Source organism: Streptomyces sp. AHA2, from assembly GCF_036857595.1.
GTDB lineage: Bacteria > Actinomycetota > Actinomycetes > Streptomycetales > Streptomycetaceae > Streptomyces.
The window spans coordinates 1-16,961 of the sequence record NZ_JAUQWJ010000041.1; the positions used below are offsets into that span (position 1 = coordinate 1).

The 16,961-nt window shown below is 73.0% G+C and carries 3 protein-coding genes and 1 pseudogene; all 4 read right to left on the reverse strand.

Going from position 1 to position 16,961, the window contains the following annotated elements; translation table 11 throughout:
- On the reverse strand, positions 1-905 hold a 905-nt coding region (locus Q5694_RS34540), incomplete at its 3' end, for a beta-ketoacyl synthase N-terminal-like domain-containing protein (RefSeq protein ID WP_443040994.1).
- A gap of 32 nt (positions 906-937) precedes the next feature.
- A pseudogene (locus tag Q5694_RS34545) lies at positions 938-11,725 on the reverse strand (beta-ketoacyl synthase N-terminal-like domain-containing protein); the annotation flags it as partial.
- A 248-nt stretch (positions 11,726-11,973) separates the two neighbouring features.
- Positions 11,974-13,188 (reverse strand): cytochrome P450 family protein, encoded by a 1,215-nt coding sequence (locus tag Q5694_RS34550; protein WP_333937479.1) that lies wholly within the window; start codon positions 13,186-13,188, stop codon positions 11,974-11,976.
- A 75-nt stretch (positions 13,189-13,263) separates the two neighbouring features.
- Positions 13,264-16,961: type I polyketide synthase (locus tag Q5694_RS34555; protein ID WP_333937480.1), on the reverse strand; the 3,698-nt coding region annotated here is incomplete at its 5' end.

Consider the following 16,961-nt stretch of genomic DNA (forward strand, 5'->3'; position numbering starts at 1 on the left):
GGCGCCGTCAGCCCCTGACTGCGCCCGTCCTGATTCACCGCCGACCCACGCACCACAGCCAGCACCCGGTCACCGTCACGCTGCGCGGCCGACAACCGCTTCAGCACCAGCACACCCACACCCTCCGACCACCCCGCACCGTCCGCGGCAGCCGAGAACGACTTGCACCGGCCATCGGGAGCCATCGCCTTCAACCGCGAGAACTCCACGAAGAGGGAGGGCGTGGACATCACGGTGACGCCGCCGGCCAGGGCCACCTCGCACTCGCCCTGGCGCAGCGCCTGGACGGCGAGGTGCAGGGCCACCAACGACGACGAGCAGGCGGTGTCGACCGTCATCGCGGGGCCTTGGAGGCCGAGGACGTAGGACACCCGGCCGGACAGGATGCTGGAGGCGCGGCCGGTGCCGACATAACCGTCCAGAGCCCGCAGATCGTGCGTGCGGTGATCCCCGTAATCGGAGTTCATCGCCCCCAGATACACACCGGCCCGGCTGCCGCTCAGCGCCCCGGGCCGGATCCCGGCCCGCTCCAGCGCCTCCCACGACGCCTCCAGCACCAGCCGCTGCTGCGGATCCATCGACACCGCCTCACGCGGCGAGATACCGAAGAACCCCGCATCGAAGTCCTCCACATGCCCGTCCGCGAGGAAGCCGCCCTCACAGCCGTAACTCTTGCCCTCCACCTCAGGATCCGGATCGAACAGATCCATCCCCCGCCACCGCCCCGGAAACCCACCCACCGCATCCCCACCGGACACGAGCAGCTCCCAGAACGCCTCGGGGGTGTCGATACCACCCGGCAGACGACACGCCATCGACACCACCGCGATCAGCTCGGTGCGGGCGGCCCGCTCCGAGTCGAGTTCCTTCTCGGCCTTGAGCAGGGCCGTCGTGGCACGCCTCAGGTAGGACTCGAGCTTCTCGACGTCGGGCGCGGTCATGAACTGACTCCAAACTTGTCGTCAAGGAACTGCAGAAGGTCTTCGGTGCTGTCGGCCTCAAGCTCGACGGGGGCTGCTTCTGCGGTGGTGACGGTTTTCGTCAGGCCCTCCTTGAGGTCGAGGAAGGCCGATGCCAGGCCCTGCGACTCGAGTTGTTTCGGCGTGGCGGACCGCAGGAGTTCCACCAGGCTGTCGATCTGCACCTCGGTCAGCGGGCCGGTCCCCGCCCTGCGTCCCGGGCGCTCGGGGATGTCGTCCTGCGGCAGTCGGTCCAGCAGGAACGCGGCGATGGAGTCGGGGGTCGGATGGTCGAAGGCCAAAGTGGCCGGCAGGGTGAGCGCGGTCTCCGCGGACAGGCGCCTGCGCAGTTCGACCGCCATGAGGGAGTCCAGGCCCGCCTCCTTGAAGACCTGGTGTGCGTCCACGGCTTCCGGGCCGGGGAGGCCCAGCACCACGGCGGCCTCGCGGCGGACCGTCTCCAGGACGGTCCGGTGTCGTTCCCTGGCGGACGCGGAACGCAGCCGGTCCCGGAGGGTGACCGGTGCCGTCGCGCCCTGGGCGCGACGCAGCCTGCCCCGGAGCAGGCCACGCAGCAGGGCGGGGGTCTCGTCCCCCTTGTCGAGACCGCGTTGCAGCGCTCCCAGACTCAGCTTGACCGGTACGAGGTGGGCTTCCGAGCGGGACAGTGCGGCGTCCAGCAGGTGCAGCGCCTGGCCGGAGGTCAGGGCGGAGATGCCGCGGCGGCGCATCCGGGCCAGGTCGGCGTCGTTCAGGGCGTCGGTCACGCCGGCGCCGTTGGGCTCCCACAGGCCCCAGGACAGGCTCGTGCCGGGCAGGCCGTCGGCGCGGCGGCGGGCGGCCACCGCGTCCAGGACGGTGTTGGCGGCGGCGTAGGTGGACTGCCCGGCACCGCCGAGGATTCCGGCGACCGAGGAGAACACCACGAACAGGGACAGGTCCGCGCCGGCCCGGCGGGTGAGTTCGTCGAGGTGGACCGCTCCGGCCGCCTTCGGGCCCATGACCGTCCACAGGCGTTCGCTGTCCTGGTGCTGGAGCAGGCCGTCGTCGAGTGCGGCCGCCAGGTGGACGACTCCGGTCCACGGGTGGCCGTCCGGCGCGGCGGCCAGGATGTCCGCGAGCCGGCCGCGGTCGGTCACGTCGCACGCCTCGATGCGTACGGTCTCGGCGCCGGCGTCGTGGAGTTCGCGTACGAGGTCGCTCGCGCCGGGGGCCTGGGGGCCGCGGCGGGAGGTCAGTACGAGGTGGCGGACTCCGTGTGCGCGGACGAGGTGGGCGGCGACCTGCCGGCCGAGTTCACCCGTGCCTCCGGTGACGAGTACGGTGCCGTCCGGGTCCGGGCCGTGCGCAAAGCCGTCACCGCCGGTGGTGCCGGTGGTGCCGGTGGTGCCGGTGGTGCCGGTGGCCCGGACCAGGCGGGCGCCGAGCAGCGCCTCGCCCCGTACGGCGATCTCGGGTTCGTCCGTCACCGTCAGTGCGCGGGCCAGCGCCGGGGAGGGCCCGTCGGTGTCGATGAGGCGCAGGACCCGCTCGGGGTGCTCGGTGCGGGCCGCCCGCAGCAGGCCCCACACACCGCTGTGGGCGAGGTCCGGCACACCGTCGCCGGTGTCCACGGCGCCGCGGGTGACCCAGACCAGTTCGGTGGAAGCGAGCCGTTCCTCGGCCAGCAGCGCCCGCAGCAGTTCCAGGGTCCCGGCGGTGCGTGCCCGCAGGTCCGCGACGGTGCTGCCGTCGTCGGTGTCCGGTGTGTGCTGGGCAGCGGCGGTGCCCGGGGCGGGGACGGCGAGGACGATCAGCCGAGCGGGCGCCGGGCGGTCCTCGGCGAGACGTGCCGTGAGGGCGTCCGCACCGGCGAGGTGCTCGATGTGTCCGGTGTCCGTGACGTCGGCCAGCCCGGCGAGGAAGCGCTCGTCGCCGAGCAGCCAGGTCGCGGCCGTCTCCTGCCGCGTCACCGGGGCGAGGAGCGGCTGGAAGTCCACCTGGTGGAGGTGCTCCACCGGGCGGCCCGCCCGCAACTGTTCCGCGCTCGCCTCGCGCATCCGCAGCGCGCGGGCCGCGGCCACCGGCCTGCCCTGGGCGTCGGCCACCCACAGCCGGGCGCTGGAGCGCGCGCCGTCCAGGTCCACGCGCACCCGCAGGGTGGAGCTGCCCGCGGCGTGGAGTTCCACGCTCTCCCAGGCGAAGGGCAGCAGCACTCGCCGGTCGGACTCGTCCAGGTCCCGGACGGCCTGGACGGTGTGCAGGGCGGCATCGAGCAGGGCGGGGTGCATCCCGTAGTCCTGGGTCGGGACGTCCTCGGGGAGACGGACGAGGCCGTACGCGGTGTCGCCGTCACGCCACAGTTCGGTCAGGCCCCGGAAGGCGGGGCCGTATCCGACGCCTTGGGCGTCCAGCCGTTCGTAGAACCCGTCCAGGGGGACCGCCTCGGCTTCGGGGGCCGGCCAGTGCCGCAGGCTCTCGAAGCCCTGCTCGTGGCCGTCCGGGAGGCCGTCGAGCAGCCGCCCGGAGGCGTGGCAGGTCCAGTGCTCCTGGTCCGACTCGGGCCGCGAGTAGACGGCGATGGAGCGCTCGCCTGTCAGGTCGGGCGCGTCCACCGTGACCTGGAGGTGCACTGCGCGGTCGTCGTCGAGGATGAGCGGCTCGGACAGGGTGAGTTCGCCGACGTGTCCGGCGCCGGTCTCCCGTGCCGCCACCAGGGCGAGCTCGAGCAGTCCCGTGCCGGGGGCCAGGACGGTGCCGAATGCGGTGTGGTCCTTCAGCCAGGGGTGCAGCGCCGTCGACAGCCGGCCGGTGAACAGATGTCCCTCTGCGCCGGCCAGCGTGGTGACGGCGCTCAGCCAGGGGTGCTGCGCGGTGACCAGGCCCAGCGAGTTCGCGTCGCCGGTCCCCTGTGCGGTCTCGGTCCAGTAGCGCTCGCCCTGGAAGGCGTACGTGGGCAGGAGTACCGTGTCCGCGCGCCGGAGTTCGCCACCGAGGGCGCGGCTCCAGTCGATGTCGAGGCCCTGGACGTGCAGCAGGGCGAGGGTGCGCAGGAGTTCGCCCAGGTCGCCGTGATTGCGCTGGAGGCTCGGCACGACGAGGCCGTCGGTGTCGGCGCAGCCGTTCGTGAGCGGCATGACCAGTACCGGGCTGGGGCTGACTTCGACGAACACGTCGTAGCCGTCGTCCAGCAGCCGGGCCTGGGTGAGGTCGAGGCGCACCGGCTCGCGCAGGTTGCGGCACCAGTAGTCCGCGTCGAGTTCGGATCCGTCGAGGGGCCCGCCGGTGACCGTCGAGTAGAACGGTACGCCGGTGGGCTGCGGGCGCAGGCGGGTGAACTCGGCTCGCAGGCCGAGCAGCAGGGGGTCCATGTGCGCGCTGTGCGAGGCGCAGGCGGCGTTGAGCTTCCCGCACGAGACGTCTTCGTCGTCCAGCTCGATCAGGACGTCCTCGATGGCGTCGGTGTCGCCGGAGATCACCGTCCAGCGGCCGGTGTTGACCGCGGCGATCGACAGGGCCTGGCCGTACGGCGCGATGCGTTCCTGCACCTGGGCGACGGGCAGTTCGACGACGGCCATTTCGCCACCGCCGCCGTCGCAGTGGAGCGCGCGGCTGCGCAGCGCCACGATGCGGGCGCCCTCCTCGAGGGTCAGTGCGCCGGACACGACGGCCGCGGCCACCTCGCCCTGGCTGTGGCCGACGACCGCGGCGGGTTCGAGGCCCAGTGACCGCCAGGCCGCCGCCAGGGCGACGTACATGGTGAAGAGCACAGGCTGGACGACGTCCAGACGCGTCAAGGGCAGGGAGTCGGTGTGCTCGCCGCGCAGTCGCGCCTGCACGGACCAGCCGGTGTACGGCCGCAGCGCCGCGTCGCAGGCCGTCACGGTGTCGCGGAAGGCGTCGCTCTGCTCCAGCAGCGAACTGCCCATGCCCTCCCAGTCGGTGCCCTGGCCGGGGAAGACGAACACGACCTTCCCGCGTGGTGCGGTGGTGCCGTGGGTGAGGGCGGGGTGGGGGCGGCCGTCGGCGAGTGCCTCCAGGGCTTCCACCAGCTGGTCGAGGCAGGCGGTTGTCACCGCGGCCCGTGATGCGAAGTGCGTACGGTGTGTGGCGGCCGTCCGCGCCACATCGGTCAGGCGCACTCCTTCGTGAGTGGTCAGCCAGGACGCCCAGCGTCCCGCCTGCTCGCGCAGCGCGGCCTCGTCGAGTCCGGAGAGCACCACCGGCAGCGGGCCGGCCGTCTCCTCGGCCACCGGCTCGGCCGGCTCGGTGAGCGGCGCCTCTTCGACGATCACGTGGGCGTTGGTGCCGCTCAGGCCGAACGAGGACACGCCCGCGCGGCGAGGACGGGCAGCATCGCGCTGCCAGGCCTGTGCCTCCTGCACCAGCCGCAGCCCGCTGTCCTCCCACTCGACCAGCGCACTGGGCTGCTGCGCGTGCAGCGTCTTGGGCAGCAGCCCGTGCTGCAGCGCCAGGATCATCTTGATCACACCCGCCACACCCGCAGCCGCCTGCGCATGACCGATGTTCGACTTCGACGACCCCAACCACACCGGCGACCCAGGATCCCTACCGGGACCGAACACTGCCGCCAGCGCACCCGCCTCGATCGGATCCCCCAGCGACGTCCCCGTCCCGTGCGCCTCCACCGCATCGATGTCCCCCGGCACCAACCGCGCCGCCTGCAGCGCATCCCGGATCACCCGCTGCTGCGACGGACCGTTCGGCGCCGTCAGCCCCTGACTGCGCCCGTCCTGATTCACCGCCGACCCACGCACCACAGCCAGCACCCGGTCACCGTCACGCTGCGCGGCCGACAACCGCTTCAGCACCAGCACACCCACACCCTCCGACCACCCCGCACCGTCCGCGGCAGCCGAGAACGACTTGCACCGGCCATCGGGAGCCATCGCCTTCAACCGCGAGAACTCCACGAACGTCGACGGTGTGGACATCACCGTGACGCCGCCGGCCAGGGCGAGTTCGCACTCGCCCTGGCGCAGCGCCTGAACGGCGAGGTGGAGACAGACCAGGGAGGAGGAGCAGGCGGTGTCGACGGTCAGGGACGGGCCTTGGAGGCCGAGGACGTAGGACACCCGGCCGGACAGGATGCTGGAGGCGCGGCCGGTGCCGACATAACCGTCCAGAGCCTGCAGATCGTGCGTGCGGTGATCCCCGTAATCGGAGTTCATCGCCCCCAGATACACACCGGCCCGGCTGCCGCTCAGCGCCCCGGGCCGGATCCCGGCCCGCTCCAGCGCCTCCCACGACGCCTCCAGCACCAGCCGCTGCTGCGGATCCATCGACACCGCCTCACGCGGCGAGATACCGAAGAACCCCGCATCGAAGTCCTCCACATGCCCGTCCGCGAGGAAGCCGCCCTCACAGCCGTAACTCTTGCCCTCCACCTCCGGATCCGGATCGAACAGATCCAGCCCCCGCCACCGCCCCGGAAACCCACCCACCGCATCCCCACCGGACACGAGCAGCTCCCAGAACGCCTCGGGGGTGTCGATACCACCCGGCAGACGACACGCCATCGACACCACCGCGATCGGCTCGTCCGCGGACCGGTCCGCGTCCCGGGTGAGGGCCGTGGCCGGCGGGGTCTTGGGGCCGGAGTCCAGGTCCAGCCTGCTCAGCAGCAGGTCGGCGATGGCGCTGGACGTGGGGTGGTCGAAGGCGAGGGTCGACGGCAGGGGGAGGCCCGTCTCGGCCGAGAGGCGGCGGCGCAGTTCGACCGCCATGAGGGAGTCCAGGCCCAGGTCCTTGAAGACCTGTTCCTTGCCGACCTCTTCGGGGCCGGGCATGCCCAGGACGGTGGCTGCCTCCTTGCGGACCAGGTCGGTGAGCGACCCGCGCCGGTCGGCCTCGGACAGCGTCAGCAGGCGGCCGCGCAGGTCCGGCTGGTCGGCACCGGCCTGTGCGGCGTGGCGGCGCGGTGCGCGCAGCAGGGCGCGCAGCACCGCCGGGACCGCTGCCTCGCCTTCGCTGTCGAGGGTGCGCTGGAGTGAGGTGAGCTCCAGTCTGACGGGGACGAGGTGGGCGTGGGGCTGGGTGAGGGCCGTGTCCAGTGCCGTGAGCGCCTGGGCGGCGGTCAGCGCGCCGACGCCCTGACGGCGCAGCCGGGTGAGTTCGGCCTGGCCCAGTGCGGCGGTCAGGCCGATGCCCGTCTGCTGCCACAGTCCCCAGGACAGGCTGGTGGCGGGCAGGCCGGCGGCGCGGCGGTGTGCGGCGAGCGCGTCGACGTAGGCGTTGGCGGCGGCGTAGGTGGACTGTCCGGCGCCGCCGAGGACTCCGGCGGCGGACGAGAACAGCACGAACGCGGCCAGGTCCATGCCGTGGGTGAGGTCGTGGAGATGCTCGGCGGCCTGGGCCTTGGGTCCCCAGACCGTGGCGAGCCGCTCCCGGGTCTGGCCGGTCAGCAGGCCGTCGTCGAGGATCGCGGCGAGATGGAAGACGGCCGTCCAGGGCCGGTCGGTGGCGGCCAGCACCTCGGCGAGGCGTTCGCGGTCGGAGACGTCGCAGGCGATGACGTGGACGCTCGCCGCGCCCGCCTCCGTCAGCCCGGCGACGAGCTCGGCGGCACCGGGGGTGTCGGGGCCGCGCCGGGAGGTGAGGACCAGGTGGCGTGCGCCGTGTTCGCGCACCAGGTGGGCGGCGACCTGCCGGCCCAGTTCACCGGCGCCGCCGGTGATCAGCACGGCTCCTTCCGGGTCCAGGGGTGCCGTCGCGGCCTGTCCGGCAGCGCGGACGAGGCGTGCGACACGGATTTCGCCGTCTCGTACGACCGCTTCGGGTTCCTGCGCGATCAGGGGGGCCCGGGCGGGGTCGACGGAGCCGTCGGTGTCGACCAGGTGCACCGGGCGTTCCGCGTGCTCGGTGCGGGCCGTGCGCAGCAGTCCCCACAGTCCCGCGCCGGCCGGCGCCCGTACGCCCGTGCCGTCTCCGGCGTCCACGGCGCCGGAGGTGACCCAGAGCAGGGGCACGCCGTCCAGGCGCGGTTCGGCGAGCAGGCCCTGGAGGAGGTCGAGGGCCAGGGACGTGGTCTCCAGCGCGGTCGTGGCCGGGGCGGTGGCGTCGATCACGATCCGCTCGGGGGCGTCCTCTTCGGCGTCGAGCCGGCCGGTCAGCGCGTCGAGCGCGGCCGGGTCCGCCAGTTCCGTCACCCAGGCGACGCCCTCGGGCGCGGCGGGCGGGGCGGGCAGTCGGCGGAACTCGACGCGGTGCAGGTGGGCGGTGCCGGGACGGGACGCGCGGACCTGCTCGGCGGTGGCCTCACGCAGCCGCAGATCCGCCTCGACGACGAGCCGTCCGGACCGGTCGGTCGCACGGACGCGCAGCGTGTCCGCAGCGGTGTCGAGGTCGATCCGGACGCGCAGTTCGGTGCTGCCGACGGCGTGCAACCGCGCCGCGGACCACACGAAGGGCAGCAGGACATGATCTTGCGCTCCGGTTCGTCCGTGCAGCGTCACCAGGGCGTGCAGCGCGGCGTCCAGGAGGGCGGGGTGGATGCCGAACGCATCCGCTGCGAGGGCTTCCGGCAACTGCACCAGGCCGTAGGCGGTGTTCCCGCTGCGCCACAGCTCGGTCAGGCCCTGGAAGGCCGGGCCGTAGCCGAGGCCGCGCGCGGCGAACGCCTCGTAGAAACCGTCGAGCGGGATCCGCTCGGCGCCGGGGACGGGCCACTGCGTCAGACCGGTGGGCTCGTCGGTGTCGCCCGTGGTGGCGTACGACAATGCCCCGGCCGCGTGCTGCCGCCAGGGGACGTCCTCGTCGGCGGACTCGGGCCGGCTGTAGACGACGATGGAGCGCCGGCCGTCGGACGAGGGGCCGCCCACGACGACCTGGAGGCCGAGCGCGCTGTCGTCGGTGAGGACGACAGGCTCCAGCAGCGTCAGTTCCTCGACCGCCTGCGCGCCCACGTGGTCGGCGGTCACCAGGGCCAGTTCGAGGAGGCCCGTGCCGGGGACCAGGGTGGTGCCGAACGCGGAGTGCTCGGCCAGCCACGGGTGTTCCGGCAGCGACACGCGGCCGGTGAACAGGTAGCCGTCGTCGTCCGCGGTGGCCGTCAGCGCACCGAGCCAGGGGTGCTCCGCCGGCCGTAGTCCCAGGGAACGGGCGTCGCCCGTCGTCTCCTCGCTCTGGTGCCAGTAGCGCTGGCGCTGGAAGGCGTAGGTCGGCAGTGGCACGAGGGTGCCGGCGCCCAGCACCCGGTCCCAGTCGAGGGGGTGGCCCTGAACGTACAACAGGCCCGCGTTGCGCAGCAGTTGCGCCAATCCGCCCTGTTCACGGGCCAGGGAACCCACGACGATGCCGCCGTGCTCGCTGCTGCCGTCGGTGAGGGGCATCGACAGCACCGGGTGGGCGGAGATCTCCACGAAGACGGTGTGGCCGTCGTCGAGGAGCTGGGTCAGGGCGCGGTCGAAGCGGACCGGCTCGCGCAGGTTGCGGCACCAGTACGTGCCGTCCAGCTCCGGCCCGGTGGCGACCTCACCAGTCACCGTCGAATACACAGGGATCCGCGCCCGGTCGGGGGCGAGGTCCGCGAACTCGGTGGCCAGGCGCGGCAGGAGCGGGTCCATCTGCGCGTTGTGCGACGCGTAGTCGACGTTGATCCTGCGGGCGTAGACGTCCTGCGCGCCGAGCTCCGACACGATCTGCGCGATGGCGTCCGCCTCGCCGGAGATGATCGTCGAACCGGCGGTGTTGACCGCCGCGACGGACAGGGCCTCACCGTAAGGGGCGAGGAACTGCTCCACCTGCGCCACCGGCCGCTCGATCAGCGCCATGCCGCCCTGACCGGCACAGGCCAGCACCGCCCGGGAGCGGGCGGCGACGATCCGCGCGCCCTGCTCCAGCGACAGCGCCCCGCTGACCACCGCGGCGACGACCTCGCCCTGCGAATGACCCACCACCGCGGCAGGCTCCACACCCAGCGACCGCCACAACGCCGACAGGGCCACACCCATCGCGAACAGTGCCGGCTGGACCACGTCGACCCGGTCGAACGGCGGGTGATCGCCCTCCTCACCGGCCAGCACCTCCCGCAGCGACCAGCCGGTGAAGGGGCGCAAAGCCGCATCACACGCCTCGACCGACTCGCGGAACACCGCACTGGAGACGAGGAGTTCACGGCCCATACCGACCCACTGCGAACCCTGGCCCGGATAGACGAACACGACCTTCCCGTGCCGCTGCGCGGTCCCCGTCACCACCGCGTCGTGGGCCTCACCGGCCGCCAGCGCCCGCAACGCCCGCACCAACTCCGGCACGTCCGCCGCCACCACACTGGCCCGCTGCTCGAAGTGCGTACGATGCCGGGCAGCGGTGACCGCCGCATCCGCCAGACGCACTTCTTCCTGCCCGGACAGCCACGACGCCCAGCGTCCCGCCTGCTCGCGCAGCGCGGCCTCGTCGCGGCTGGACACCACGACCGGCACCGCACCCGCCGCTTCCCCGGGCAACTCAGACGGCTCGGCGGTCCCGGCGGTCTCGGTGAGCGGCGCCTCCTCCACGATCACGTGGGCGTTGGTGCCGCTCAGACCGAACGACGACACACCCGCGCGGCGAGGACGGGCAGCATCGCGCTGCCAGGCCTGTGCCTCCTGCACCAGCCGCAGCCCGCTGTCCTCCCACTCGATCAGCGCACTGGGCTGCTGCGCGTGCAGCGTCTTGGGCAGCAGCCCGTGCTGCAGCGCCAGGATCATCTTGATCACACCCGCGACACCCGCGGCCGCCTGCGCATGACCGATGTTCGACTTCGACGACCCCAACCACACCGGCGACCCAGGATCCCTCCCCGGACCGAACACTGCCGCCAGCGCACCCGCCTCGATCGGATCCCCCAGCGACGTCCCCGTCCCGTGCGCCTCCACCGCATCGATGTCCCCCGGCACCAGCCGCGCCGCCTGCAGCGCATCCCGGATCACCCGCTGCTGCGACGGACCGTTCGGCGCCGTCAGCCCCTGACTGCGCCCGTCCTGATTCACCGCCGACCCACGCACCACAGCCAGCACCCGGTCACCGTCCCGCTGCGCGGCCGACAACCGCTTCAGCACCAGCACACCCACACCCTCCGACCACCCCGCACCGTCCGCGGCAGCCGAGAACGACTTGCACCGGCCGTCCGCGGCCATGCCCTTGAGGCGGGAGAACTCCACGAAGAGGGACGGTGCGCTCATCACGGTGACGCCGCCGGCCAGGGCGAGTTCGCACTCGCCCTGGCGCAGCGCCTGGACGGCGAGGTGCAGGGCCACCAACGACGACGAGCAGGCGGTGTCGACCGTGATGGCCGGGCCCTGCAGGCCCAGCGTGTAGGCGACCCGTCCGGAGACGACACTGGACGCCTTGCCCGTGCTGACGTAGCCGTCCAGGGCGTCCAGGTTGCGGCCGAGGTCGCCGTAGTCGGTGCTCATGGTGCCGAGGTAGACGCCGGTGCGGCTCTCGCTCAGCGTCTCGGGCCGGATGCCGGCCCGCTCCAGCGCCTCCCACGACGCCTCCAGCACCAGCCGCTGCTGCGGATCCATCGACACCGCCTCACGCGGCGAGATACCGAAGAACCCGGCGTCGAAGTCCTCCACTTGCCCGTCCGCGAGGAAGCCGCCCTCGCGCGCGTAGCTCTTGCCGACGGCCTCCGGGTCAGGGTCGTACAGGTCGAGTCCACACCAGCGGTCGGGCAGAGCGCCCACCGCGTCGGCGCCGGACGCGAGCAGTTCCCAGTACGCCTCGGGGGTGTCGATACCGCCCGGCAGGCGGCACGCCATCGACACCACCGCGATCGGGTCGGTGAGCTGGGCCTCCAGATCGGCTGCCCGCTTCTGCAGTGCCCGGATGGCGGGCAGCGCGGCCTTCAGGTCCTGCTGTGTGTTCGACACGTCGAGCCTTTCTGCGCGATCAGCGCGACCCTCGCTGCCAGGCGCGTGACGCCGTCGTGTGCGACGGGGCCGGAAAGCGGCGGTACCCGGGACAGTTGTGGTGTCCGACCATCGAATCGGGGCGAGCTAGAGCACGAGTGGACGCACTCTGGACGTCGTCACCGCAAGATCACGGGCAGGGAGGCCAGCCCTCGGACCATGCCCAGCCGCCACCGGGTCTCCTCGGCCGGCACGGCGCGGCGTATGCCCGGGAAGCGGCGCATCAGGGAGCCGATGGCGATCTCGCCCTCCATGCGGGCCAGCCGCGCGCCGAGGCAGTAGTGGATGCCGTGTCCGAAGCCGAGGTGTCCGGTGGCGTCGCGGGTGAGGTCGAGCCGGTCGGCGTCCGTGAATCGGGCCGGGTCCCGGTTGGCGGCGGCGACGGACAGCAGGACCAGTGCGCCACGGGGGATGCGGACTCCGCCGAGGGTCACGTCCTGGGTCGCGTAGCGGGCGACGCCGGGGTTGGTGGGGCCGTCGTAGCGCAGCAGTTCGTCGACGGCGGTGCTGACCAGTTCGGGTCGTTGCCGCAGCATGGACAACTGCTCGGGATGGTCGAACAGGGCGTTCATGCCGTTGCCGATGAGCTGGACCGTCGTCTCGTGCCCGGCGAGGAGGAGGGTCAGCGCCATGGCCGCCAGTTCCTCGTCGTCGAGTCTGTCGTCGTCCTCCTCGTGCACCGCGATCAGGTCGCTGAGCAGGTCGTCACCGGGGTTGTCGTGCTTCAGCGCGATCAGGCGCTCGGTGTACGCGGTGAGCCAGGCGAAAGCCTGTGCCATGTCGTTGGCGGAGGCGTCGTCCTTGACGACCTGGAAGGCGGCGCTCGTCTTGGCGCGGAGGGCGTCGTGGTCCTCGGGGACGCCGAGCAGTTCGCAGATGACCCGGATGGGCAGGACGGACGCGTAGGCGCCGATGAGGTCGGTCTCGCCGTCGCCGGCGGCCATGGCGTCGAGGAGTGTGTCGGCGATCTGCTGCACGCGCGGGCGCAGTCCGTCGACGCGTTTGGCGCTGAACGCCCGGACGACCAGTTTGCGCAGGCGGGTGTGGTCCGGTGGGTCGAGGTTCACCAGCGAGCGCCGTGTGGCGTTGTTGGCGCTCGTGATGGCGTCCGTGGTGGGCAGGTTCTCGTCGTTGGCCATGTGGTCGTTGGCCGCGCTGCTCAGCCGTGGGTCCGCCAAGCCGGTGCGGACGTCCTCGTGCCGGGTGACGAACCACCATTCCACCCCGTCCGGCAGCCGGACGGGGCGGGCCGGCCCTGCCTGCTGGAGGGCGCGCAGGGTGGGGAAGGGGTCGGCGAAGAACGCGGGTTGAATCGCGAAGTCCGTATCCGTCATGGCGGCAGGATGCCCGGCGACCGGTCGAGCACGGCTTGAGCGGTGTCGGGCCCTTTTCGGTTCCGTGCCGGCGGGTCAGTCGAGGTCGAGCCCGGATGCCTCCAGCAGCGCGTCGAGTTCGGCGTTGATCTCGTCGACGGAGCGCTCCTCCTCCTGGGTCTCGGCCGGGTCGCTCCAGCTCGGCAGGGACGCCGGGTCGTGATCGGCCGCCGTGCCGGAGGCGGGGGCGGGGGTCGACGGCAGGTCCATGCGGGACAGGACCAGCCGGGTGATGTGCTCGGGGGTCGGGTGGTCGAAGGCGAGGGTCGCGGGCAGCGACAGGCCGGTCTGCGCGCAGAGGCGGCGGCGCAGTTCGACCGCCATCAGCGAGTCCAGGCCCAGGTCCTTGAGCACCTGCTGCGGGACGAGCGTCCCGGTACCGGGCAGGCCCAGCACCGTGGCGACCTCGCCCAGCACCATGTCCGTGACCAGTTCCGTGCGTTGTTCCCCGGGCGTCGCGAGCAGCCGTTCGCGCAGGCCACCACCGGCGCCGCCGGGGCCGTCACCGGGGCCGGAGCCGCCGACCGCGCGGCGCGGCCGGGCCCGTAGGAGTGCCCGGAACAGGGCGGGCACCTCGCCTGCCTGGTCGGCTTCCTTCTGCACGGCCCGCAGGTCGAGCAGCACGGGCACGAAGTCGCCGGCCGGGCGGGCGAGCACCGTGTCCAGCAGGGCCATGCCCTGGTCGCAGGGCATCGGGGCGATGCCCTGGCGGCGCATCCGTGCCAGTTCGGCCGTGCCCAGGTGGGAGGTCATGCCGATGCCGGCCTGGTGCCACAGGCCCCAGGCGAGACTGGTGGTGGGGCGGCCCTGCGCGCGGCGCCGGGCGGCGAACGCGTCGAGGTAGGCGTTGGCGGAGCCGTAGACGCTCTGGCCCGCGGTGCCGATGGTGCCGGCGGCGGAGGAGAACAGCACGAACGCCGCGAGGTCCAGGTCGCGGGTGAGTTCGTCCAGGTGGTGGACGCCCGTGACCTTGGGGGCCATCACGCGGGAGAGCCGCCGCGCGTCCTGGCCGAGGAGGGCACCGTCGTCCAGGACTCCCGCGAGGTGCAGGACCGCAGTCCACGGGCGGTCCTGCGCAGCCGCACCGAGCAACCGCGCCACGTCATCGCGCCGGGAGACATCGCAGGCCACCACGCGGACGCATCGGGCGCCTTCTTCCTCTAGTTCCCGGACCACTTCCGTGGCGCCGGGCGCGTCGGGCCCGCGCCGTGAGGTCAGCACCAGGTGCCGTACGCCGTGGTGGCGCACCAGGTGCCGGGCGGTCTCGCGGCCTAGTTCGCCGGTGCCGCCGGTGATCAGTACCACGCCCTCGGGGTCGAGGGCCCGGAGCGCGGCGGTGTCGTCGTCGGGTGCGGCCCGGACCAGGCGGGCGGCCCGCACCTCGCCGTCGCGGACGGCCAGTTCGGGCTCGCCGGTGACTGCGAGGGCGCGGACGAGCGCGTCGCGGTCGGTGTCGTCCGGGCCGAGGTCGACCAGGCGCAGCGTGCGCTCGGGGTGTTCGGCGCGCGCGGACCTGACCAGGCCCCACAGGGGCGCGTTGGGCAGTCCGTCGAGCGTGTCGCCGGGCGCGGCGGCCACGCTGCCGCGCGTCACCCACACCAGCTCGGTGTGCGTGAGCCGGTCGTCGGACAGCAGTTCCTGGAGCTGTGCCAGGGCGAACTCGGTGGCGCGGTAGGCGGCTTCGGGCTCGCTGTCGAACGGTGGTCTTCCGGTGGCGTCGACGACGATCCGGGTGGGTGCGTCCTGGTGTGCGGCGAGCCGCGCGGCGAGGGCCTCGCCGTCCGCGAGGGCCGGTACGCCCAGCAGTGCGGCGATCAGGCCCGTGCCCGTCAGTACGGCGTCCGCGACCGGGCCGCGTGCCTCGGGGGCCGCGACCGGCCGGAACTCCAGACGGTGCAGTGCGCCGGCGCCGCCGCGCGCGGAGCGCAGTTGCCCGGCCGTCGCCCGGCGCAGATGCAGCGCCCCGATCCGTATGACGGGCCCGCCGGCCGCGTCGCAGGCCCACACCCGGATGCGCCGGCCGCTCGCGGCGCCGCCAGAGACGTCGGAGACGTCGGAGACGTCGATGCGTACGCGCAGTTCGCCGCTGCCCGCCGCGTGCAGCGCGACGTCGCTCCACTCGAAGGGCAGCAGCGCGCCGGGGGCCTCCTCGCGGGCGACGCCCTTCATGACGTGCAGGGCGGTGTCCAGCAGCGCCGGGTGCAGCAGGAACCCGGCGGCGGCGTCCGTCTCGGGCAGGCGGACGAGGCCGTAGGCGGTGTCGCCCTTGCGCCACAGCTCGGTCAGGCCGCGGAAGAGGGGCCCGTAGTCGATGCCCTGCGCGGCGAACCGGTCGTAGAGACCGTCGAGTTCGACCCGTTCGGCTCCCGGCACCGGCCACTGCGCCAGTTCACCGGACACCGCGGTGTCCGGCTCGGCGGTGGCCTCGGTCAGCTCGCCGGACGCGTGCTGCGTCCATGCGGCGGGCGCGGTCTGCGGGCTGCTGTGGACGGCGATCGTCCGGCGGCCCGTGGCGTCCGGCGCGCCGACGGTGATCTGGATGCGTACGGCGTCGTCGATCACCAGCGGTTCGGCCAGTGTCAGCTGGGCGACCCCGGCCGCCCCGGCCTCGTGTGCCGCGGCGGTGGCCATCTCCAGCAGTCCGGTGCCGGGCACGATGACCGACCCGAAGACCGTGTGGTCCTTCAGCCACGGCTGCTCGGCGAGCGACAGCCTGCCGGTGATCAGGTGGCCTTCGCCGTCGGCGAGCGGTGTCACCGCGCCGAGCCAGGGGTGTGCGCAGGCGTCGAGACCGAGCGATCCGGCGTCCCCGTTCGTGCTGGGTGGGTCCGACCAGTAGCGCTCGCCCTGAAAGGCGTAGGTCGGCAGTGGCACGAGGGTGCCGGTGCCCAGCACCCGGTCCCAGTCGAGGGGGTGGCCCTGGACGTGGAGCAGGCCCAGGTTGTGCAGCAGCCGGGCCGTGCCGCCGGCCCGCCGGCTGAGGGAGCCGACGACGATGCCGCCGTGTTCGGCGCTGCCGTCGGTGAGGGGCATCGACAGCACGGGGTGGGCGGAGATCTCCACGAAGACGGTGTGGCCGTCGTCGAGGAGCTGGGTCAGGGCGCGGTCGAAGCGGACCGGCTCGCGCAGGTTGCGGCACCAGTATGTGCCGTCCAGCTCCGGCCCGGTGGCGACCTCACCAGTCACCGTCGAGTAGAGAGGGATCCGCGCCCGGTCGGGGGTGAGGTCCGCGAACTCGGTGGCCAGGCGCGGCAGGAGGGGGTCCATCTGGGCGTTGTGCGACGCGTAGTCGACGTTGATCCTGCGGGCGTAGACGTCCTGCGCGCCGAGCTCCGACACGATCCGGGCGATGGCGTCCGCCTCGCCGGAGATGATCGTCGAACCGGCGGTGTTGACCGCCGCGACGGACAGGGCCTCACCGTAAGGGGCGAGGAACTGCTCCACCTGCGCCACCGGCCGCTCGATCAGCGCCATGCCGCCCTGACCGGCACAGGCCAGCACCGCCCGGGAGCGGGCGGCGACGATCCGCGCGCCCTGCTCCAGCGACAGCGCCCCGCTGACCACCGCGGCGACGACCTCGCCCTGCGAATGACCCACCACCGCGGCAGGCTCCACACCCAGCGACCGCCACAACGCCGACAGGGCCACACCCATCGCGAACAGTGCCGGCTGGACCACGTCGACCCGGTCGAACGGCGGGTGATCGCCCTCCTCACCGGCCAGCACCTCCCGCA

Coding starts and splice junctions, on each gene's coding strand:
- Q5694_RS34550 (WP_333937479.1), bottom strand. CDS start 13,188: ATGACGGATACGGACTTCGCGATTCAACCCGCGTTCTTCGCCGACCCC.